Genomic DNA, 21,027 nt, shown 5'->3' on the forward strand with positions numbered 1-21,027 from the left:
GCGGTCGGCTGAAAGCGGTCGGCTGAAAGCGGTCGACTGAAAGCGGTCGGCTGAAAGCGGTCGGCTGAAAGCACCCGGCGGAGGCAGGCCTGATCAAAGGCCGGAGCAGCGCCCGACAGCCCGAAGCCACACCTACGGCCGAGAGCCGGGTGAGGAGCGAAGCTTCTCTACCCTGGCGGCATGCGGCTGACGGAGATGAGCGGCACCTGCTACCGGACCTCCGTCAGCGTGTTCGCACGGCCCGGCGGCGGCATCCGGTGGGTGGTGATCCCGACGATCCACATGGGGCACGCGGACTACTACTGGGAGATCTGGCAGCGCCTTCGCACCTGTCAGGCGGTCATCGCCGAGCAGTACGACGGTCCCAGCTCGACCGGGCTCGCCTACCTGACCGCGATGCGCTGGACCGGGCAGCGGGTGGCCCGGCAGCTGGTGCACCAGGACATCGACTACGGCGCTCTGGACGTACCGATCATCTTTCCGGACGCGCATCTGGGGCCGGAAGCGCAGCCGGACCGTCGCCTGCCCCGCGAAGCGTGGGTGGATCTCGCCGTGATGACCCCGCTTCTCGCCATCCGGATGGCTCTCACCGGCTCCGACCTGGTGGACGGTATGACGTCGCTGGAGTTGACCGACGAGAGCCGGCCGCGGTTCGCCGACGACCACCTGACCCGGGTCATCCTCGCCGAACGCGACGAACTGCTGCTCGGCGCGATCCGGGAGATCGACGGCGCGTTCGCGGCGGAGAACATGGAGGTCGCCGTCGTCTTCGGCGCCCTGCACATCCCGGTCGTGGTCCGCGAGTTGCGCGGGATCGGCCACCGGGCCGAGCCGGGCACCCGATGGCTGACCGCGATCGACTTCGAGGAGCCGCCGTACCTGCGAAAGCCCAGCCTGGACGGCTGGATGGACTGGTGAGCGCGGATGGATGATCTACTGGGCCGGTGAGTGATCTACGCGAGACCGTCGTCCGGTGGCAGCGCGGCTGGACGGTGGCCCGTTCCCTGCCGCCGGCGGAGGCGGTCGACGGCGGGCTGCGGTCGGACTGCCGGCAGCCGACCCGCGATGTCGAATACCTGGCTCTCGACACGGATCCGGCCACGCTCGCCGGGCTGGCCGGCCGGGTCGCGGCGGAGCGGGCGGTGACCTGGCTGACCGTGCCGGCCACCGATCCGGGCGCGGCGACGGCGGCGCTGGAGACGGCCGGGCTGGTGCTGTTGCAGAAGTCCGAGGCGATGATGGCGATCGACCTGCGGGACCATCCTCGGCCGGAGGCGGCCGCCGGCTACCGGGTGGAGACGGTCCGGTCCGGTGCGGTGGTGAAGTCCACCGTCGTCCATGAGTCGGGTCAGGTGGCCGCCTGGGGCACCGCCGGGCTGTCCGGCACGGACGCGGTCGCCGACCGGATCGAGACGCACGCGGCCCACCGGCGCCGGGGTCTGGCCAGCACGGTGATGGGCTCGCTGGCGGCCGCGGCCGTGGCGGCGGGCGCCGAGACGGGCCTGCTGATCGCGAGCACGGACGGGCAGATGCTCTATCCGAGGCTGGGCTGGCGGACGGTCGCCCGGGTGCTCGTCGCCACCACCCCCGGCTAGGACGGAAGCGACGACGAGAACCCGACGAGTGGCATGATCGACTACGCCGGGCCGCGTAGTTCGCGCAGGTCGAGGGCGTAGAGCAGTTTGTCGTAGCGGGCCTCCCCGACGGCCACGAACCGGTCGAGGCGGCCGTACTGGTGGAAGCCGAGTTTCTTGTAGAGGGCCGCCGCGCGGGTGTTGTCGCCGCGCAGGTCGAGGGTGAGGACTTCGACGCGGTGGCGCAGCGCGGCGGCGATCAGCGTGGTCACCAGGGTTCGCCCGAGGCCGAGGCCCTGCCGGTCCGGGTCGACGGCGAGCTTCTCCAGGTCGGCGCTGTGCCAGTGGGTGGGCCGGCCGTACCGGCGCCAGTACCCGAATCCGGCCACCTCGTCGGTGGGGAGGACGGCCAGGGCGATCGCGGCGTCACCGGACGGGACGGCCGCGGCCAGCGTCTCCAGCAGGGCGCGCACCTCGGCGGCCGGCGGCGGTTCCACCCAGCCGAGGGCGGCGCCCCCGGCGACCAGGGCGCGCAGCAGCGCCACGACGCCGGCGGTCTCCCCCTCGGTCAGCCCGTCGGATCCGATCAGCCGTACTTCCCAGTCGCCCACGGCGGAAGTCAATCAGAATCTCCGGTGAGCAGTTCGATGACCTCGGCCTCGGTCTTCTCCGGTGGGCCGGGTTCGATCACCTCGCCGCTCTCGTAGGACTCGATGACCCGCGGGTCGACGTAGGCGTTACGGGCCACGGTGGGGGTGTTGCCGAGCAGCTCGGCCACCTCCTTCATGGCCTTGGACACGGCCTTCCTCCGTTTCGTGGCGGTCGGCTGCGGGCCCTCCTCAGCGAGCGCGGCGGCCGCCTGGACGGTGCCGTGCCAGGTGCGGAAGTCCTTGGCGGTCATCTGTTCGCCGCTGATCTCGCGCAGGTAGTCGTTGACGGCGTCGGCGCGGATCTCCTGCCAGCGGCGGCGGCCCGGGTCCCAGTAGGCGAACAGGCGCTGTTCGCCGGCGCGGCGCCGTTTCAGGTCGCGGAGCACCGCGCACACCTCGCCGTCGCCGACGGTGGCCGCGTGCTCGACGCCGGACTTGCCACGGAACTCCAGCAGGACGCATCCGCCTTTGGCGCGCACGTGTGCGGGCCGCAGCGTGGAGAGCCCGAAGGAGGGATCCTCCGCGCGGGCCGCCGACTCCTCGCCACCGACCCGGAACATGCCCATGTCGAGCAGCCCGACGATGGCGGCCAGCACCCGTTCCCGGGTCAGGCCGCGGCCGGCGAGGTCGGCGCGGAGCCGGTCGCGGACCTCGGGCAGCCGGGCGCCGACCTCGAGGGCGTGGTCGAATTTGACCCGGTCCTGCTGTTCTCGCCACGCGGGGTGGTAGAGGTACTGCTTGCGCCCGGCCGCGTCGACGCCGGTGGCCTGGATGTGGCCGCGCGGATCCGGACAGATCCACACGTCCCGCCAGGCCGGCGGGATGACCAGAGCTTTCACGCGGGCCACGGCCTCGGCGTCGCGCAGCGGTTCCCCGGAGGCGTCCAGGTAGGCGAACCCTTTCCCGGATCGGCGCCGGGACAGGCCGGGTTTACGCAGGTCAGCGCGATGCAGCCGCATGCTGGACCTGGTCGGCGGCGGCGAGCACCTCGTCGGGGGTGATCGCGAGCAGGGCGGGGTGGACCGGGCCGGGCAGGTCGCCGCGCTCGCTGCGGGTGCCGTGCCAGATCGGGCGATGGCAGGGGCGGTCCGGCGGCGGTCCCCAGCGTTGCGGCGAGACCGGGCCGAACAGGGTGACCGACGGCGTCCGGTAGGCGGTGGCGAGATGGGCGATGCCGGTGTCGCCGCTGACCACCAGCCGGGCGGACGCCACCAGTGCGGCCAGTTCGCCGAGCCCGGTGCGGGGAACCGCCTCCTCGGTCAGCCCGGCGAGCTCGCTCACCCGTACACAAAGGTCTCTCTCGGTGGCGGAACCGGTGATCAGCGGGTGGTGACCCGCCGCGCGCAACCGTCGTGCGACGGCCGCGTAGCGGTCCGGAGGCCAGCGCCGGGCCGGCGATTTCGCGCCGGGATGGATGATCGTCGCCCCGGTGGGCACGTCCGCGGCCGGCGCGTCCAGATCAAGATCATTTTCCGAGCAGGGTACGCCGTAGTAGCGCACCAGCCGGCACCAGCGCCGGACCTCGTGCTCGTCGTCGTGCCAGCCGGGCCCGTCGTGGTGCCCGGCCGGCGTGCTGGCGAACGCCCACAGCGCACCCGGCCGCAGCGCCAGCAGGCGGTGGTGCGATTCCGGTCCGGAGCCGTGCAGGTTGACCGCGAGCCGGGGCGTGGCGGGGGCGCCGTCGAGGGGTTCCAGCTCGCGGGCCGGCACGATCCGGTCGATGCCGCCGATCGTGACGATCAGCGGGGTGAGCCAGGCGGGGGCGGCCAGGGCGAGCGTCTCGCCGGGAAAGGCGGCACGGAGCCCGCGCAGGGCGGGCACCGCGGTCGCCAGGTCTCCCACGCCGAGCGCGCGCAGGACGAGGATCACGGGTACGAGCTCTCCGTCTCCGCCGCCACGACGAGTTCCCGGACCGCGCAGCCGGGCGGCTGGCTGAGCGCGAACAGCACCGCGGCGGCCACGTTGGCCGGATCGTTGAGGATCGCGTCCGGGCCCGGCTTGTACCGGTCGTCGCGTTCGTCGAAGAATTTCGTCCGCATGCCACCGGGGATCAGCAGCGTCACGTTCACCTCGCCGGCGAGTTCGGCGGCCAGCGCCCGGGTGAAGCCGACGACACCGAACTTGGCGGCACAGTAGGCGGTGGCGTCCGAGACGGCCTTGACGCCGAGGGTGGACGAGATCGTCACGACACCGCCGTGCGAGCGCTTCAGCGCGGGCAGCGCGGCACGGATCACCGCGGCGGTGGCCAGCAGGTCGATGGTGACGATCCGGTCCCAGGTCTCGCCGGGGATGTCGGCGAGGGCGCCGGGCACGTCCATGCCGGCCGCGGTGACCACGCCGTCGACGCTGCCGCCGGCCCGTTCGATCAGCTCGGCCGTGGCCCGTTCGGCGGCGCGGGTGTCGGCCAGGTCGCACTCGATCCAGTCGACGCCCGGCTTCGGGGGCTGCCGGTCGATGACGTACGGGCGGCCGCCGGCCTTGATGACGGCGTCGACGACCGCGGCGCCCAGTCCACTGGATCCCCCGGTGACGATGACTGCGTCCATGCGCTACCTCCTGCGTGCTTCGGCGATGGTTTTCGTGGTGGAGCGGCCGTTCAGGTACGGCACGATCACGGTCTGGCCGCCCCAGCGCTGGACGATCTCGGTCTCCGGCAGCGTGTCGTAGTCGCCGCCCTTCACCCAGATGTCGGGGCGCAGCCAGGCCAGGACCGGTTCCGGGGTGGGCTCGTCGAAGATCACGACGGCGTCGACGCAGTCCAGGGCGGCGAGCAGGCGGCCGCGGTCCTCCTGGCCGGTGAGCGGACGGTTGTCGCCTTTCAGGCCACGAACCGAGGTGTCGCTGTTGAGGCAGACGATCAGGCAGTCGCCGAGCGCGCGGGCGGCTCGCAGGGTGGCGAGGTGGCCGGTGTGCAGCAGGTCGAAGCAGCCGCCGGTGGCGACGACGGTGCCGCCGCGGGCCCGCACCTCGGCGGCGAGCCGGCCGGCCTCGTCGGCGCCGATCCTGCCCTCATGTCCATCTTTGCCCGATATCTCGTGGTCTCTGGCTACGTAGCCGGATGCCGCGGCGACCGCCTCACCGACCGCCTCCGAGACCAGGGCGCCCTCCGCCAGAGCCACCGCGGCCGCGACGGAGAACGCGTCCCCGGCGCCGCAGGTGTCACCGGACGACGCCGCCGGAACCGGCACCACCAGCGGTGTCGGGCCGCCCTGGCAGAGCACGGCGCCGTCCGCACCGCGGGTCACCACCACCGCCGCGGCCTGCCAGCGCTGCCGCAGCGCGTGCCCGGCCCGCTGCGCGGTGGTCAGCCCGGAGCCGTTGCCGGCGTCGCCGGACAGCCGCCGCGCCTCGGCCTCGTTCGGGGTGACGAGACGGCAGTTCGGCACCGGCGGCGGCCCGTTCGGGTGCGGATCCCACACCACCGGCGCCTTCGACTGCTCGATGGCGGCCCGCAGCGCCGGATGCCGGGCCACACCCCGGCCGTAGTCGCTGACCAGGATGGCGCCCGCCGCGCGCAGCACGTCGAGCACGGCGTCCGGGGCGTCGCCGGGCGGCTGGGGCGCGCCACCACGGTCCAGGCGCAGCAGCACCTGGCCACCGGCGCGCAGCCGGATCTTCTCCGGGGTGTCCCCGGGCAGCGGGAGCGCGTACACCTGAACGCCTTCGGCCGTGAGCAGCTCGCTCAGCCGGGCCCCCGCGGCGTCCGGGGCGAGCGCCGTGACCAGCGCGACCTCGATGCCCCGCCGGGCGGCGAGCAGAGCCGCCAGGCCCGCGCCGCCGGGCCGCTCCGACACCCGCTCCTCGTCGAGGACCGGGGCGGGCGCGTCCGGGGCGATCCGGGTGACGGTGCCGTGCACGTCCCGGTCGAGCAGCGTGTCCCCGACGACCACGAGCCTCATGCGCTGACCATCTCCTCCAGCTCGTCGCGGCCCGGGACCAAAGGGGCCAGATGCCGGTCCAGGTACTCGCACATCACGTGCACCGAGACCAGATGCAGCTCCTGGACCACCTGGCTGTCCGGCGACGGGCAGCACAGCGCCTCGTGACAGATCTCGGCGAGCGGGTTGGGCCGTTCGCCGACCATCGCCCAGGTCCGCATGCCGATCTCCCGGGCGGCGTGCGCCGCGGCCACCAGGTTGGGGCTGCGGCCGCTGGTGGAGAGCAGGAGCAGGATGTCGTCGCGGCGGCCGTGGGCCCGGACCTGGCGGGCGAACACCTCCTCGAATCCGTAGTCGTTGCTGATCGCGGTGACCGCCGACGAGTCGGGGGTGAGCGCGATCGCGGACAGCGGGATCCGGTCCTCGCGCAGCTTGCCGACGAGTTCGGCGGCCAGATGCTGGGCCTCGGCGGCGCTGCCGCCGTTGCCGGCGACCAGCAGCCGCCCGCCGCCGGAGAGGTGGCGGGCCAGCGTGGCGCCCCAGCGGGCCAGCCGCCCGGCCTGTTCCCGGTACGGCAGAAGCGCCTGGACGAGTCCGGTCAGGTGGACGTCGAGGGGGTTCAAGCGACTACCTCCAGGTTGGCGACGGTCGAGTAGACGGCGGTCAGTCGTTCGGCGATGCGAGGCCACGAGTAGGAGGCGGCGGCCCGGTCGGCGGCCGCGGCGGCGTAGCCGTACCGGCGGACCTCGTCCCCGGCGATCCGGCGCAGCGCGACGGCCAGGGCGCGCGGATCGCGGGGTGGCACCAGGTCGCCGGTGACGCCGTCGACGACCGTGTCGGTGAGCCCGCCGACCGCGGTGGCCACCACCGGCACCCCGCAGGCCATCGCCTCCAGCGGGGTGAGCCCGAACGGCTCGTACCAGGGCGTGGCGGCGAGCACGTCGGCGGACCGGTACCAGGCCGGCATCTCGTGCGCCGGAACCGCGCCGGCCAGCCGGACCCGGTCCGCGACCCGGCAGTGTGCGGCCAGGGCCCGCAGCCTGCGGGCGTACGGTTCGGCGTCCAGCTCCTCGGGTGGCGGGCCGCCGACCACCACGAGTTCGGCGCCGGGCACCGCCGGCATGGCCCGGATGGCGTCCTCGATGCCTTTGCGCTCGACGAGCCGGGCCACCGTGAGGATCCGGTTCAGCCCGGGGGTGCGGGCCACGGCCGGACCGCGCGCGCTGAACCGTTCGGTGTTGACCCCGGACGGCACCAGCGACATCCTCGACCGCGGCACCCCCAGGCGCAGCAGTTCCTCGATCTCGTCGCGGCACTGCACGATCACCCGGTCGGCGCTTCGCCCGATGTGGCGTTCGTAGCCGATCCGCCCGGGTGGGCTGGTGTCGGCGGCGCCCTGGTAGCGGCGCTTGACGGTGCCGAGGGCGTGGAAGGTCTGCACCACCGGCACCCCGCAGGCGTGCCCGGCGTCGAGGGTGGCCAGCCCGCTCATCCAGAAGTGGGCGTGCGCCACGTCCGGCATCCACTCGGCGCGCCAGTCCCCGGCCATCCAGGCGGCGAAGGCGCCCATGTACGGCAGCAGCTCGTCCTTGGGCAGCGCCTCGGGCGGACCGGCCGGTACGTGGACCACGTCGGCCCGCTCTCCCATCGGCACCACCTCCGGCAGGTCGGGGCTGTCCCGCCGGGTGTAGACGCGTACCTCGTGCCCGTTCGCGGCCAGTGCGGCGGCGAGTTCGGCGACGTGCGAGTTCTGCCCGCCCGCGTCGACGCCACCGAGCGCCGCGAGCGGGCTGGCGTGTTCGGAGATCATCGCGATGCGCATGTTTCCTCCTCCAGCAATCGATCCCAGTCGGCGAGGAAGCGGTCCAGGCCGTACCGGGCCAGGGCCACCTGCCGGGCCCGGGCGCCGAGGCGGGCCGCCTCGTCCGGTTCGTCGATGAGCCGGCGGGCGGCCTCGACCAGGGTGTCCACCCGGGTGGAGAGGATCCCGGCGTCCGGCGGGACGGCGGCGATCGCCTCGGTGGTGGCCAGGGCCAGCACCGGCATGCCCATCTGCATGGCCTCGATGAGGCTGAGCCCGAGCGACGTCCACCGGCACAGGTGCAGGTAGGCGCGCCGTTCGGCGACCGCGGCGTGCATCTCGTGCTGCGGCGGGTCCTCGAAGGTGGTGCATCCGGTGAGCCCGGAGACGCCCATGCCGAAGGCGTCCAGCGGGGCGACGGACGCGAACCGGGGGAACAGGTCGGTGCCGGTGACCCGGCCGCGACGGACCGGTTCGTTGGTGACCACGGCCAGGCGCGACAGCGAGCCGGTCCAGCGGGCGGCCGGTTCGACGACGCCGTGTTCGATGACCGCGGTCCGGGTGCCGCCGCAGTCCCAGAACAGGTCGTTGAAGTCGGTGACGTGCGCGATGACCAGGTCGTCACGGTCGGCGAGCGGATGCCGGGTGTTCGGCACGTCGCCCTTGGGGGTGTTGTGCTCGACGTAGATCACCGGCACGTGCGGGGGGATCAGGTCGAGTTCCGCGGGACGCTGGGCGATCGCCACGTCCACGTCGCGGATCTCGTTGAGCGGCAGTTCCTCGACGGTGTCCGGCCAGTCGAAGGTACGGGCACGGCCGCGGCCCCACTCGTCGCGGGCCGGGTTGACCGGTACCAGGTACCGGTGCTTGCCCTGGACGAACGAGGTCGTCCAGGAGCCGTGCACGTGCCAGAGCAGGATGTTCACGCGGCCACCTCGTCGTGGTTCGGGTCGGGTACGGCGATGCCGAGACGGTGCACCGCCGCCAGCACGTCGTACGGTCGGATGCCGGTCAGGCAGGGGTGGCCGGGGACCGGGCAGCGGGTGGCCCGGGTGTCCCGGCAGGGTGCGGCCGCGTCGCCGAGCCGGACGGCGGGCACCCGGTAGGGGCCCCACCGGCCGTAGCGGACGGTCGGCGCGTACAGGCTGATCACCGGGGTGCCGACGGCCGCCGCCAGGTGGGCCGGGCCGGTGTTGCCGACGATCAGGCAGTCGGCGCCGGAGAGCAGGGCGGCCAGCTCGGACAGCGGCATCGGCCCGGGGTCGTCGGCGGCGTCGCCGGCCACGTAGGCGGCCAGGTGCCGCTCCCCCGGCCCGCCGGTGACCACGACCCGGTGGCCCTGGTCGGCGAGGGCGGCCACGATGCGGCGCAGGTTGTCCGGCGGGCACGACCGGGCCTCGCAGCTCGCGCCGGGATGCACCACCAGGTACCCGCCACGCGGCCGGCGCGCGACGGTCACCCGCAGGCGCCCATCGTCATCCGCCGGAAGAGCGAAACCCGCGGCTGCCGCGACGCTGCGGGCACGTTCCGGTTCGGGCAGGTCGTCCGGTACGCGGTGCCGTACGTCCAGCAGCGTTCCCGGATAGTCCTCGCTGATCGCGGTGATCCGGTCGACGCCGGCCATCCGCAGCAGCAGGGCCAGCGGCAGCGCCGACTGGTGGAACGAGGTGAACACGACGGCCTCGTCCGCGCCGGCCGCCCGCAGCCGGTCGATGAGCGCCCGCATGTCGGCCGGGTCGACCGGTCCCGGCTCGGGGTCGATCCACGGCAGCCGCCATTCGATGATCTCGTCCACGCCGGGCAGCAGTTCGGCGGCGGCCCGGCCGCGCGGGCCGCAGAGCAGCGCCACCCGATCCGCGCCGGCCGCCAGGGCACGGATCGCCGGGCCGGTGACCAGCACGTCCCCGGCCGAGTCGGAGCGGACGGCCAGGACCGTGCCGGCGGCGCGCGGCCGGGGCGCCGGGCTGAGCAGCCGCTGCCGGCCGAGGATCAGGTCGGCGGCTCCGGCCAGGTCGGCGGCGTGGTGCGGGGCGGCGGCCACCTCGGCCTCCAGGGTGACCCCGGTCGGGACGAGGATCCCGGCGGCCCCGGCGGCGAGCGCCGCCTCCACGTCCCGGCCGATGTCGCCGACCAGCACGCAGCGGTCCGGGGTGGTGCCGAGCGCGGCCGCCGCGGCCAGCACCAGTCCGGGGGCCGGTTTGCGGCACGCGCAGCCGGCCGTGTCGTCGTGCGGGCACACCTGCCATGTGCCGAACGGGCCGAGCAGCTCCTCGACCCGTTCGTTGACGGCGGCCAGCTGCTCGGCGGTGAACCGGCCGCGGGCCAGGCCGGACTGGTTGGTGACCACGCCGAGCCGCAGGCCGGCGGCCCGCAGCCGGTCCAGGGCGGCGCGGGCGCCGGGCATCGGCCGGACCTTGAACGGATCCCCGTTGTAGGGCACGTCCACGATCAGCGTGCCGTCCCGGTCGAACAGCACCGCGTCGTAGAGCGGCGCGCTCACCGCGCCCGCCCCCCGTGCGACCCGGCGGAGCCGTCGGACAGCGGAACGGACGGCGCCTCGGGAACCGGCCGGTGCGGCTCGGCGCCGCGCCATCGGAGCCAGCCGTACAGCCAGTGGGCGATCGCCACCGGGGGGATGACGGCGCTGGTCACCAGCATGGTGGCGACCTCGCGGGCGTCGCGGGGGCCGGGAGCGATGCGGGCGATCGCGAACTCGGCGGTCCCGGCCGCCCAGCCGGCCGCGGCCAGGGCGGCCGCCGGCGACCAGACGCGGCCGCCGGTGGCCGCGCGCAGGACGGCCGATCCGGCGGCCACGGCCAGGCAGGCGGTTGTCACGGCGTGCCGGTGCCGGCGGCCGGGCGGGATCCCGAGCATCGCCCGCCACTCCGGACCGTAGAGGCGGCGCAGCAGGGCGTCGTCGGCGTTGCCGCGCTGTGCCCGTACGCTGATCCATCGGTCTTCCGGACGGACCGGGTGGGTGGCCCGGCGACGGCCGCGGTGCAGCTCCCAGCCCGCCCGCCGGACCCGGAAGGCCAGCTCGGCGTCCTCGCGGAAGGCGCGCGGCAGCCGTTCGTCGAAGCCGCCGGCGCGGGCCAGCGCGGCCCGGCGGTAGGCCATGTCCGCGGTGATCCACTCGCCGTCGGCGAGGGACGCGGTGACCCGCTCCCAGTCGGTGGGCGGCCGGCCCGGCGGCAACGGCACCCGTAGGTCGCCCTGCACCCCGCCGACGGTCGGGGGCGCCGACCGCAGGTCGTCGGCGAGCCGTTCGATCCAGTCCGGGTCGGGCAGCACGTCGTCGTCGAGGAACGCCACCCACTCGCCCTCGGCGGCCCGCCAGCCGGTGTTGCGGGCCGCGGCGGGCCCGGCGGCGCGGCCGGCGATCACCCGGGCGGGCACTTCGAGAGGGGTACGCCGGTCGGCCCGGTCGTCGACGATCAGCAGTTCGACGTCCTCCGGCAGCGAACCGATCGCGGCGAGCAGAGCGCCGAGGCTGACCCGCCCCACGGTGGGTACGACGATGCTGGCGAACGTCACTCCACGCTCCGGTAGGTCTGGGCACGGTGCACCGCGAACGGGCCGAGCGCGAGCAGGTCGACCGGCGCCGACCCGAACAGTTCGAGGGCCTCGCGCGGGGTGTCGACCATCGGGCGGCCGGCCGTGTTGAGCGACGTGTTGACGACCACCGGCAGTCCGGTCAACCGCTCGAACTCCGTCAACAGGGACGACACGACCGGCTCGTCCTCGGCATGGACGGTCTGCACACGTGCGGTGCCGTCGACATGGGTGACCGCCGGGATGCGGTCCCTCCAGTCCGGTCGCACCCGGTGGACGAAGAGCATGTACGGGCTCGGGTAGACGCCCTCGAAGATGTCGTGGAAGCGTTCCGCCCGGACCATCGGCGCGATCGGCCGGAACTGTTCGCGGCCCTTCACGTCGTTCATCCGCGTCTGGGTGTCGCGGTCGCCGGGGTGGGCGAGCAGGGACCGGTGGCCGAGGGCGCGCGGCCCGTACTCGCTGCGGCCCTGGTACCAGGCGACGATGCCGTTGCGGGCCAGCACCCCGGCGGCCTCGGCGGCGATCGAGGCGGGCCGGGTGTACGGCACGGCGGCCCGGCGCAGCTCCGCCTCGAGCTCGTCGTCGCTCCAGCCGCGGCCCAGCGCGGCCGTGGTGAACGGCAGGTGCTCGCCGTTGACGGCGAGCGCGGCCCCGAGGGCGGTGCCCGAGTCACCGGCGGCCGGCTGCACCCACACCCGCTCGAACGGGCCCTCGGCGGCGATCCGGGCGTTGGCCACGCAGTTGAGCGCGGTGCCGCCGGCCAGGGTGAGCGTGGACAGCCCGCCGGCCGCCCGGTACGTCCACCGGGCCAGGTCGAGCAGCACCTCCTCGAGGCGTTTCTGCACGCTGGCGGCGAGGTCGGCGTGCGCCTCGGTCATCTCCTCGCCGGCGGTCCGCGGTTTGGCGAGGGCGTCCCAGTCGATGCGCTCGACGGTGAACCCGCCGTCGCCGTCGGCCCGGACCAGCTCGCGCAGCAGGCCGAGGAACCGGGGCTGCCCGTAGGAGGCGAGCGCCATCACCTTGTACTCGTCGCTGGAGTGCAGGAAGCCGAGGTGCCGGGTGAGGTCCTCGTAGAGCAGGCCGAGCGAGTGCGGCAGCTCCTGGCCGCACAGCACGTCGAGCCGGCCGCCCCGGTAGGCGCCGGCCAGGTGGCTGGCCCGCTCGCCGCGCCCGTCGAGCACCAGCACGGCGCTGTCCTCGGGCACGCTGAGCCCGGCCGAGGCGGCGTGTGCGACGTGGTGCGGCACGAACCGCACCTGCTCGGGGTCGAGGCCGGGCAGCGCGGTCGCCAGGAACTGCGGGGCCCGCCGGGCGTAGTCGGCGCGCAGGTGGTCCCAGGGATCGTCGAGGCCCATCTCGGCGGCGTCCCGGCAGAGCCCGGGGTCGAACGAGTAGGCGACCGCATCGAGGTCGCCGGGGCGCAGCCCGGCCTGTTCCAGGCACCAGGCGGCGGCCAGCTCCGGCAGTTCCCAGGCGGCGAACGGCACCGGCCGCTTGCCGTGCTTGCGGCGGCTGAACCGCTCCTCCTCCGCGGCCGCCACCACACGACCGTCCACGATCACAGCCGCCGATGGATCATGAAAGATCGCATTGATCCCGAGAACACGCATGGCGGGCCGCATACCCCCTGATCTCCCGTCTAACCGTATGATCATCAACTTCCCCCGGATAGCTGGTATCCCTGTTTTCCTGCACTTTCATGGTGAACATTTGCCGTAAGGCACGTTTTCATTCGATGCAGTACGGGCAGACTGGCCGCATGCATGAGGTGGAACAGCTCATCGACGGCAGGTGGGCCCCGGGCACCGGCGGGCGGACCCTGACCGTTACCGACCCGCGCGACGATCGCCCGGTCACCCGGGCCCCGGTCGCCTCCGAGGCCGACGTCGCCGCCGCGGTCCGGGCCGCCCGCGCCGCCGCGCCGGAGTGGGCCCGCACCGCCCCGGCCGCCCGGGCCGCCGCCCTGCACGCCGCCGCGAACGCCATCGAGGCGGCGGCCGGTGAGCTGGCCGAGATCATGGCGAGCGAGATGGGCAAACCGGTCGACGGCGCCCGCGACTCGATCGCGGCCGGGGTCGGCACCCTGCGCCAGTACGCCGAACTCGGCCCCACCCACCGCGGCCGCTCACTGGCCGGCGACGACGGCGCGATCGACCTGATGGCGTACCGGCCGCGCGGCGTGGTCGCGGTGATCACCCCGTGGAACGACCCGGTCGCCGTCTCCTGCGGGCTGCTCGGCGCCGCCCTGGTCACCGGGAACACGGTGGTGCACAAGCCGAGCGAGCGCACCCCGGCGACCGGCTGGCGGCTGGCCCGGCTGATCGCGCCGCACCTGCCCCAGGGCGTGCTGAACGTGGTGCACGGCGACGCCCCGGCCGGCGCCGCGCTGGCCGGCTCGGCCGTGGACGTGGTGGCGCACGTCGGCTCCACCGCCACCGGCCGGTCGATCGCCGCCGCCTGCGCCCGGACCGGCGCGAAGGCGCTGCTGGAGAACGGCGGCAGCGACCCGCTGATCGTGGACGCCGGCGTGGACCCGGTGTGGGCGGCCGGGCAGGCGGCGCTCGGCGCGTTCGTCAACTCGGGGCAGATCTGCGTCGCCGTCGAGCGGATCTACGTGCACCGGGAGGTGGCCGAGCCGTTCGTCGAAGCGCTCGCCGCCGAGGCCGAGACGTGGGGCAAGCAGATCGGGCCGCTGGTCGACCGGCGGCTGCGCGACACCGTGCACCAGCAGGTGCGTGCCGCGGTCCGCGACGGCGCCACCCTGGTCTGCGGCGGCACGATCCCGGACGCGCCGGGCGCCCACTACCCGCCGACCGTGCTGACCGGCTGCGCCGACGACATGCCGGTGATGCGGGAGGAGACCTTCGGGCCGGTCGCGCCGGTGCTCGTGGTGGACTCCTTCGAGGAGGCCCTGGAACGGGCCGCCGACTCCCCGTACGGGCTGGCCGCCACCGTGCTGACGCCCAGCATGAGCCACGCCCAGCGGGCCTGGCGGGAGCTGCCGGCCGGCACCGTCAAGATCAACGCGGTGTTCGGCGGTGCGCCCGGCGGTGCCGCGCATCCGCGCCGCGGCAGCGGACAGGGCTTCGGGTACGGCCCCGAGCTCCTCGACGAGATGACGGTGACCACAGTGGTGCACCTGGAGGCCCCGCCCTCCGGCTGGTGAACGAAGCCGAACGAGGTATGTCCCCCGGAGGTGTCCGCACGGCAGCATCGTCGGCGTGACGACCGACGAGCTGTACGACGTGTGTGCGGCCGTCCGGGCCGGCGACTCGGACGGCAACGGCTTCTTCGTCGCGCCCGGGGTCCTGGTCACCTGCGCGCACGTGGTCCAGGACCACGCCGGGTGCACCGTCCACTGGCACGGCCGCGACTACCCGGGCACGGTCCGCTGGCGGCGCCCGGAACGACAGCCGGACGACGGCTGGACCCCGCTGCCGGACCTCGCGGTCGTGGACGTGACGATCGGCGACGAGCATCCGTACGCCGACGTGCAGCGCGCCCCGCACCCCGACGAGGCCCACCCGGGCGAGGTCCGGATCGCCGGCTACCAGCGGCTGTTCAGCGACCGGCCCGCCCTCGTGCACGGCCGGTACCGGATCGACGGCCCGACCGAGGCGGACGGCGTCCGGTTCCTGCAGATCGGGGACGACACGGTCGAGCCGGGGATCAGCGGGTCACCGGCGTTCGACGTACGGACCGGGCGGGTGATCGGGCCGGTCAAGGCCACCCGAGGCGGCGAGCACGGGGCCCGCGGCGGCTGGGTGGTGCCGCTCGCCGGCGTACCCGGTCTGGAGGGTCTGGACGGCAGCCCCAGCTGGAAGGCGGCCCGCCGCCGCTGGCTGGTCCCGAAACTCGGCTCGATCCTGCACCGGCCCGGTGAGCGCGCGGCCCGCGCCCACGGCAGCACCGCCGACCTGCTGCGCCCGGAGCGCGGCATCGTGCCGTTCGAGGGCCGCGACGCCGAGATCGCGGCCCTCACCGCCTGGTGCGACTCGGCCGAGCCGTTCTCGGTACGCCTGGTCACCGGCGCGGGCGGCGTCGGCAAGACCCGGCTGGCCGGGCAGCTGGTCAGCGGGCGGCACGAGCACGGCTGGGTGGCCGGATTCCTGCGGCCGGTGGACCGGATGGACCCCGGCCCCGGCCCGGTCGACCGGCTGATCGAGGCGCTCGACCGGCTCGGCGAGCCGGCCCTGATCATCGCCGACTACGGCGAGGACCACGTACGCCTCAAGCATCTGATCTCCGAATTGGACGAGCTGGCCCGCTCGGAGCGCCCACCGATCCGGCTGCTGGTCCTGGCCCGCCGGGCCGGCGCCTGGTGGGAGGACGTCGGCATCGGCATCAGCGCCTCCCTGATGACCAGCCTGGACACCCGGGTCTGCCGGCTGCACCTGTCCGGGGTCGCGCCCGGCGCCTGGACCGGCGAGTACGAGCGGGCCCGCGCCGCGTTCGCCGCCCACGCCGGGGTGCCGCCCGGGCCGCCGGGCCCGCCGCCGGACTTCCGCGGCGACACCCCGCTGCTGCACCTGCACGCCGCGGCCGTGGTGGCCGCCCTGAACCCGGGCACGGTCGCGCGCAGCGGCGTGGACGCCCTCGACGCCGTTCTGGAACACGAGCAGGTCTACTGGAGAGCCACCGCCCGCGTCGCCGGACTGCGCCTCGACCCGGTGGCGCAACGCCGGGCCGTGGCGCTGATGAGCCTGGCCGGCGCCACCACCGAGGCGGAGGGGTGCGCCCTGCTCGGTGACGTGCTGGGCTGGCGCCTGGAACGCGCCGAGCCGGTCGCGGAATGGCTGCACGACCTGTACGACGACTCCCAGCACGGCGCCGGCTACTGGACCCCGCTCGGCCCCGACCTGCTCGCCGAACGCCTCGCCGCCGTGGTCTGCGAAGCCGAACCGGACCTGCCGCGCCGGGTCGCCGCCGTCGTCGACGACCGCCGCGCCGGTCAGGCGCTGACCGTGCTGGCCCGGGCCGGACGGCACTCCCCCACCGCCGCGGCCACCCTGCGGGACCTGCTCGGCAGCGACATCCGCCGGCTGGTGCCGCTGGCCGTCCGCCTCGCCCCGTCGGTCGGCGGTGAACTCGGCAACGCGGCCGGCGCCGTGGTCGAGGCGCAGCTGGCCCTGGACGACGAACTGTTCTACGAGGTCGGGTCCTACCTGCCCGACCACGTCGAATGGGCGCTCAAGGACCTGGCCGTCGTGGTCCTCGGCAAGATCCTGGACGCGGCCGGCCACGACGGGTTCGAGGAGTCCGTGGTCGTCATGTTCCGCATCACGATCGCCCGCTACCTGCTCGTCGGCGGCCAGTTGCGGGAGGCCCTGGACCGGCTGGAACCGGCGCTGCGGATCACCCCGGACGACCCCGAGCGCACCGGCCGGCTGGTCGAGGCGCTCACCCTCAAGGCACAGCTGCACAACGGTCTCGGCGAGCCGGGCGAGGCCGGCGCCGCCTCCGGCCGGGCGCTGCGGCTGCTGCGCCGGGCCAGCGGGCTCGACGACGTACAGGTGGCCGAGGCCAGCCTGGGTCTCGGCCAGATCCTGATGTCGCAGGGATCGGCCACCGAGGCGTCCGCGTTCTTCACCGAGGCGCACCGCGCCTACCAGCGGATCGGCATGAACCCGGTGGCCGCCATGCAACTGGCCATCACCCTGGCCAGCAACGCCATGAACCTGGTCGTGGTCGGCGACCACGACCAGGCCACCCGGCTCGCCCAGCAGGCCGTCGACACGCTCGCGAGCATCCCCGGCGACCACCCGGTCTACCGCACGGCCTCGATCTTCGTGGGGCATCTGCGCCTCCAGGTCCTGGCCATCGGCACGGTCACCGCGGACACGCTGGCCGAGGCGGAGGACCTGTTCGCACTGCTGCGCGCCGAGCCGCCCAGCTACACCCAGATGCAGATCCTGCTCGCCCAGTCCCTGGTGGTGGCGGTCGGCATCGCCGTCCAGCTCGACGACAACGATCTGGCCCAGCGCTGGTCCGACGAGTCGTTCCGGGTCGCCGAGCGGGTCAGCGGCCTGGCCATCGGCGTGCACCTGCGCCGGTCCGCGCACTGGGCCGCCGCCCGGCTGGCGATCCTCACGGACCGCAACGCCGACGCCGAACGGCACCTGGTCGACGGGCTGCGCGGCACCGTCCCCGACGACGTCAGCGAGCCCGGCTTCGCGGTCCGGGACGGCGAGATGTGGCGGATGCTGGGCCTGCTGCGCATCGAGGCCGGTGACGTCTCCGGCGCGATCAGCGCGGGCAGCCAGGCGAAACGGCAGATCGAGGCGGTCGTGGCGAAAGCGCCGGCGATGTGGGCGGCGGCCGGGCTGCCCACCGTGGCCGGGGAACTCGCCGACTGGCAGGAACGGCACGGCCTCGGTCTTCAGGCCTACCGGACCACTCTGGACCTGGTCGACGTGTGCCGCCGCCGGATCGCCGCGAACCAGCCGATCGGCGAGAGCGACCTGTTCCAGGCGCTGGCCCGGGCCGCCATCCGGGCCGCGCACTTCCTCGACGTCGACGCCACCGGGACGTACGCCGCCGAGGCCGTCGCGCTGGGCGCCCGGCCGGTCACCGACGGCCGGACCGGCGCGGCCGAGACGATGGCGCTGGCCCGGCTCGCCCTGGGCCACCATCTCATCGGCGCCGACCCGGCCGGCGCCCACGCCCAGTTCGGCGCGGTCCGGGAACTGCTGCCCCCGTTGGCGGACTCGTCGGCGTTCGGCCTCAACCTGCACACCCGGGTCGCCGCCGGTCTGCTCGCCGCCGCCGGCAATCACACCGCCATGGCGGAGGCCCGCGACTACGACCGGGCCATCCGGGACCAGGCGGTCACCGACGGCGTCGACCTGCCGTTCACCCGCGACCGGCTGGTGAACCTGCTGTCGCTGCACTGCCGGCTGCGCCACGAACACGACCGCGCCCGCCGGATCGGGCAGCGGGCCGGTGACCCGCCCGCGCCGTACACGTTCGAGCATCTGATGCGCCTCATCGAACTCCACGACGGCGGGGTGATCGCCCACGTCGGCGACCGGCCCCGGCATGCCCGCCGCCTGTTCACGGCCGCGTTCGCCCTGGTGCCGGAGAAGGATCCGGCCGACCCGGACGACGAGATCGCGTCCACCGTGCTCGTCCGGCTGGGACTGCTCGCCTACCACCTCACCGACGTGGCGGCCGGCACCGGCAAGGCGCGCGAACTGCTGGACCGGACCCGCGGCGGGCTCACACTGCCGGACCGCGCCCTGCACGCCGGGGTCGCCGCCGGACTGGCCGTCGACGCGGCCCACGACGGCGACCCGCGGCAGGCCACCGCCCTGTGGTCGGAGGTCCGCGCGGTCCTCGACATGCCCGGCCCGAACGCCGCCGACTGGCTGGGGCTGCCGCTCTACGACATGGCCATGGCGTTCATCGAGGTCGTCGATCCGGAAACCGCTCTCCAGGTGTGCCAGTACGCCGAACCGGTGGCCCGCACCTACGACGAACAGATCGCGCTCGTCGAGTTGCGGGGGCTGCGCGGCCTGCTGCTGTCCGACCTGGACCGGCCCGCCGAGGCGATCGGCGACCTGCGCCACTGCCTCGACCGGGATCCCACCCTCGACCCGCCGGTACGCGCGCCACGCGGCCGGGTCGCCCTGATGCATCGCCATCTGGGCCGCTGCCTGCGCCGTACCGGCCGGCTCGCCGACGCCGACCCGGTCTACGCCGCCGGCCTGGCGATCAGCCGGGCCCTGCGCGACACCGACCGCGCCGACCCGGACCTCGCCGCGCTGCTCGCCGGCGACCTGGCCGAGGCGGTCACCGTGGCCCGCCACCGCGGGCGCCTCCGGGAGGCCACCGAACTGGCCATGGAGAACTTCGCGCTCTGCCGGCACACCCCGCTGCCCGAACTGCTGCCGGTCGCCGCCGCCGAGGCGGGCCTGCTGCGCAGCGCCGGCCGCGACCACCGGATCGCCTGCCGGCTCACCGCCCGCGCCGTCACCCTGGCCGGTTCCCGCGCCGACAACCCGGACCCCGAGGCCACCACGATCCTGCTGCACGCGGCGGTCACCCACCTGCGCGCCGACCGCCCCGGCCCGGCCGCCGACTACGCGTGCGCCGCCGCCTCCCGCCACGGCTGGCCGGCGATCCCCGGCGGCTCCCCCGCCGAGGTCCTCACCCGCTTCGCGCGAGCCCTCACCGCCGCGGCCGGCCGGCACCCGTCGGACCCCGCCGCACTCACCCGGGCGCAATCGGCACGCCTCATCCTCCGCGCGCTACGCGCGGACCCCGCCGACATCAGCGAGGCCACCGAAACCTACGTCACCGTCCGCCGCGCCCACGGCTTCCCCTGATCCGGTACGGACCTGCCGAGTCCCGTGGCGCACCGCACTCACCTGCCCACTCCATCCCGTGCCGCCCTTCCGGGCTGAGCTGCCCACTCACCCACCCCTCCCTCCCCGCCCCCTAACCCCTCCCTCCCCGCCTCCTGACCCCTCCTCCCCGCCTCCTGACCCCTCCCCGCCTCCTGGCCCCTCACTGCCCGTCTCCTGACCCCTCACTCCCCGCCTCCTGACCCCTCACTCCCCGCCTCCTGACCCCTCACCTCCCCGGCACCCACGATCTTGGACGTTTTCCCACCCCATCCGGTGGCAAGACGACCAAGAACCCAAAGCCCACCCGCACCAACAACCGCCCCGCCAGGCCGAGCTGCCACTACCCACCCCTCACGACCGCCCGCCGCCAGGCCCCTCGCCACCCCCGCACGCACGATCTTGAACGTTTTCCCACCCCACCCGGTGGCAAGACGACCAAGAACCCAAAGCCCACCCGCACCAACAAACCGCCCCGCCGAGCCGAGCGGCCCACTCACCCACCCCCACCGACTCCCCGCCTCCAGGCCCCTCACCACCCCGGCACGCACGATCTTGAACGAATTCCCACCCCACCCGGTGGCAAGACGACCAAGAACGCAAAGCGCCCCGCACCAACAACCGCCGCGCCAGTCGTGCACACGAACGCCACCCGCGACCTTGGACGATCAGCCACCGCATTCGGTGGCAAAACGTCCAAGATCGCCGAGGCTAGGTGGGCGGCCGGCGGGCCGAGGCGAGGCGGGCGGCCGGCGGACAGCCGAGGCGGGGGTGGGCGGCCGGCGGACAGCCGAGGCGGGGGTGGGCGACCGACGGGCAGCCGAGGCCGGGGTGGGCGGCCGACGGGCAGCCCAGGCGAGGCGGGCGGCTGGCGGGCAGCCCAGGCCGGGGTGGGCGGCCGGCGCGCAGCCCAGGCCGGGGTGGGCGGCCGGCGGGCAGCCGAGGCCGGGGTGGGCGGCTGGCGGGGAAGCAGGGTGGGGGTGGTGTGTCAGAGGGTGTTCCGTGAGCTTTTGACTGTTTTGCTGCTGGGGCGGGGTTAGGTGCCCTGATGGGTAGGGCTGGCGGTTGAGACTGGCGCAAGGCTGAAGGTGCCGGGTGGGCCTTCGGTCAGCACGCCGCGGGCGACCAGTCGTTTCAGTTTGGCGCGCATGGTTTCGACGTGTCGGGCGAGGGTTCCGGTGCCCATGGCGCGGCATACGTCTTTGACGCCGAGCGGGCCGGCTA

General features: G+C 74.5%; 15 protein-coding genes and 1 pseudogene. 4 read left to right on the forward strand and 12 right to left on the reverse strand.

Features of this window, described 5'->3' with window-relative positions; all coding sequences use genetic code 11:
* The first annotated feature begins 180 nt into the window (after positions 1–180).
* Positions 181–918, forward strand: a complete 738-nt coding sequence (locus J5X75_RS28255; protein ID WP_208470542.1) for a hypothetical protein — start codon at positions 181–183, stop codon at positions 916–918.
* Between the two features lie 26 nt (positions 919–944).
* Positions 945–1,595 (forward strand): N-acetyltransferase, encoded by a 651-nt coding sequence (locus J5X75_RS28260; RefSeq protein WP_208470543.1) that lies wholly within the window; start codon positions 945–947, stop codon positions 1,593–1,595.
* 41 nt (positions 1,596–1,636) lie between these two features.
* On the opposite strand, the gene J5X75_RS28265 is transcribed toward J5X75_RS28260, so the two are convergent.
* The 11 genes from J5X75_RS28265 to J5X75_RS28315 are packed head-to-tail and all read right to left on the reverse strand — an operon-like array spanning position 1,637 to position 13,113.
* Complete coding sequence (locus tag J5X75_RS28265; protein ID WP_307798310.1) at positions 1,637–2,185, reverse strand: GNAT family N-acetyltransferase; 549 nt, start codon at positions 2,183–2,185, stop codon at positions 1,637–1,639.
* An 8-nt stretch (positions 2,186–2,193) separates the two neighbouring features.
* Positions 2,194–3,183, reverse strand: coding sequence for a DNA topoisomerase IB (locus J5X75_RS28270; RefSeq protein ID WP_208470544.1), 990 nt, complete (start codon positions 3,181–3,183; stop codon positions 2,194–2,196).
* Positions 3,164–4,093 carry a glycosyltransferase family 9 protein gene (locus J5X75_RS28275; protein WP_208470545.1) on the reverse strand — a complete coding sequence of 310 codons (930 nt, stop codon included), beginning with the start codon at positions 4,091–4,093 and terminating at the stop codon, positions 3,164–3,166. The genes J5X75_RS28270 and J5X75_RS28275 overlap by 20 nt, the downstream gene beginning before the upstream one ends.
* Positions 4,090–4,770: an SDR family oxidoreductase gene (locus J5X75_RS28280; protein ID WP_208470546.1), complete on the reverse strand. Its 681-nt coding sequence runs from the start codon at positions 4,768–4,770 to the stop codon at positions 4,090–4,092. Before J5X75_RS28280 ends, J5X75_RS28275 begins: the two co-directional genes overlap by 4 nt.
* Before the next feature lie 3 nt (positions 4,771–4,773).
* Positions 4,774–6,123: a PfkB family carbohydrate kinase gene (locus J5X75_RS28285; RefSeq protein WP_208470547.1), complete on the reverse strand. Its 1,350-nt coding sequence runs from the start codon at positions 6,121–6,123 to the stop codon at positions 4,774–4,776.
* Positions 6,120–6,725 carry a D-sedoheptulose-7-phosphate isomerase gene (locus J5X75_RS28290; RefSeq protein ID WP_208470548.1) on the reverse strand — a complete coding sequence of 202 codons (606 nt, stop codon included), beginning with the start codon at positions 6,723–6,725 and terminating at the stop codon, positions 6,120–6,122. Before J5X75_RS28290 ends, J5X75_RS28285 begins: the two co-directional genes overlap by 4 nt.
* Positions 6,722–7,924, reverse strand: coding sequence for a glycosyltransferase (locus tag J5X75_RS28295; protein WP_208470549.1), 1,203 nt, complete (start codon positions 7,922–7,924; stop codon positions 6,722–6,724). Before J5X75_RS28295 ends, J5X75_RS28290 begins: the two co-directional genes overlap by 4 nt.
* Complete coding sequence (locus J5X75_RS28300) at positions 7,909–8,829, reverse strand: glycosyltransferase (RefSeq protein ID WP_208470550.1); 921 nt, start codon at positions 8,827–8,829, stop codon at positions 7,909–7,911. The genes J5X75_RS28295 and J5X75_RS28300 overlap by 16 nt, the downstream gene beginning before the upstream one ends.
* Entirely contained in the window at positions 8,826–10,496 is a 1,671-nt protein-coding gene (locus J5X75_RS28305; RefSeq protein ID WP_208470551.1) for an HAD-IIIA family hydrolase, read from the reverse strand. Before J5X75_RS28305 ends, J5X75_RS28300 begins: the two co-directional genes overlap by 4 nt.
* Positions 10,400–11,437: a glycosyltransferase family 2 protein gene (locus tag J5X75_RS28310; protein ID WP_208470552.1), complete on the reverse strand. Its 1,038-nt coding sequence runs from the start codon at positions 11,435–11,437 to the stop codon at positions 10,400–10,402. The genes J5X75_RS28305 and J5X75_RS28310 overlap by 97 nt, the downstream gene beginning before the upstream one ends.
* Positions 11,434–13,113 (reverse strand): carbamoyltransferase family protein, encoded by a 1,680-nt coding sequence (locus J5X75_RS28315; protein ID WP_238489554.1) that lies wholly within the window; start codon positions 13,111–13,113, stop codon positions 11,434–11,436. Before J5X75_RS28315 ends, J5X75_RS28310 begins: the two co-directional genes overlap by 4 nt.
* 104 nt (positions 13,114–13,217) lie before the next feature.
* Here J5X75_RS28315 and J5X75_RS28320 point away from each other — a divergent pair, with 104 nt between their 5' ends.
* Together J5X75_RS28320 and J5X75_RS28325 are read left to right on the forward strand one after the other, a co-directional pair.
* Positions 13,218–14,624, forward strand: a complete 1,407-nt coding sequence (locus J5X75_RS28320) for an aldehyde dehydrogenase family protein (protein ID WP_208470554.1) — start codon at positions 13,218–13,220, stop codon at positions 14,622–14,624.
* Between the two features lie 55 nt (positions 14,625–14,679).
* A complete protein-coding gene (locus J5X75_RS28325; RefSeq protein ID WP_208470555.1) occupies positions 14,680–19,785 on the forward strand; it encodes a tetratricopeptide repeat-containing S1 family peptidase in 5,106 nt (1,701 codons plus the stop codon).
* Positions 19,786–20,839: 1,054 nt separating this feature from the next.
* On the opposite strand, the pseudogene J5X75_RS28330 reads toward J5X75_RS28325, so the two are convergent.
* A pseudogene (locus J5X75_RS28330) lies at positions 20,840–21,027 on the reverse strand (hypothetical protein); the annotation flags it as partial.

Origin of the sequence: Actinoplanes flavus (genome assembly GCF_017592555.1) — a bacterium.
In the GTDB taxonomy this organism is placed as follows: Bacteria; Actinomycetota; Actinomycetes; order Mycobacteriales; family Micromonosporaceae; genus Actinoplanes; species Actinoplanes flavus.

What these genes read in the sequence shown, in the direction of transcription:
- J5X75_RS28255 (WP_208470542.1), top strand. Translation starts at nt 181, where the DNA reads ATGCGGCTGACGGAGATGAGCGGCACCTGCTACCGGACCTCCGTCAGC.
- J5X75_RS28270 (WP_208470544.1), bottom strand. Translation starts at nt 3,183, where the DNA reads ATGCGGCTGCATCGCGCTGACCTGCGTAAACCCGGCCTGTCCCGGCGC.
- J5X75_RS28280 (WP_208470546.1), bottom strand. Translation starts at nt 4,770, where the DNA reads ATGGACGCAGTCATCGTCACCGGGGGATCCAGTGGACTGGGCGCCGCG.
- J5X75_RS28285 (WP_208470547.1), bottom strand. Translation starts at nt 6,123, where the DNA reads ATGAGGCTCGTGGTCGTCGGGGACACGCTGCTCGACCGGGACGTGCAC.
- J5X75_RS28295 (WP_208470549.1), bottom strand. Translation starts at nt 7,924, where the DNA reads ATGCGCATCGCGATGATCTCCGAACACGCCAGCCCGCTCGCGGCGCTC.
- J5X75_RS28305 (WP_208470551.1), bottom strand. Translation starts at nt 10,496, where the DNA reads ATGGCGCGGCGCCGAGCCGCACCGGCCGGTTCCCGAGGCGCCGTCCGT.
- J5X75_RS28315 (WP_238489554.1), bottom strand. Translation starts at nt 13,113, where the DNA reads ATGATCATACGGTTAGACGGGAGATCAGGGGGTATGCGGCCCGCCATG.
- J5X75_RS28320 (WP_208470554.1), top strand. Translation starts at nt 13,218, where the DNA reads ATGCATGAGGTGGAACAGCTCATCGACGGCAGGTGGGCCCCGGGCACC.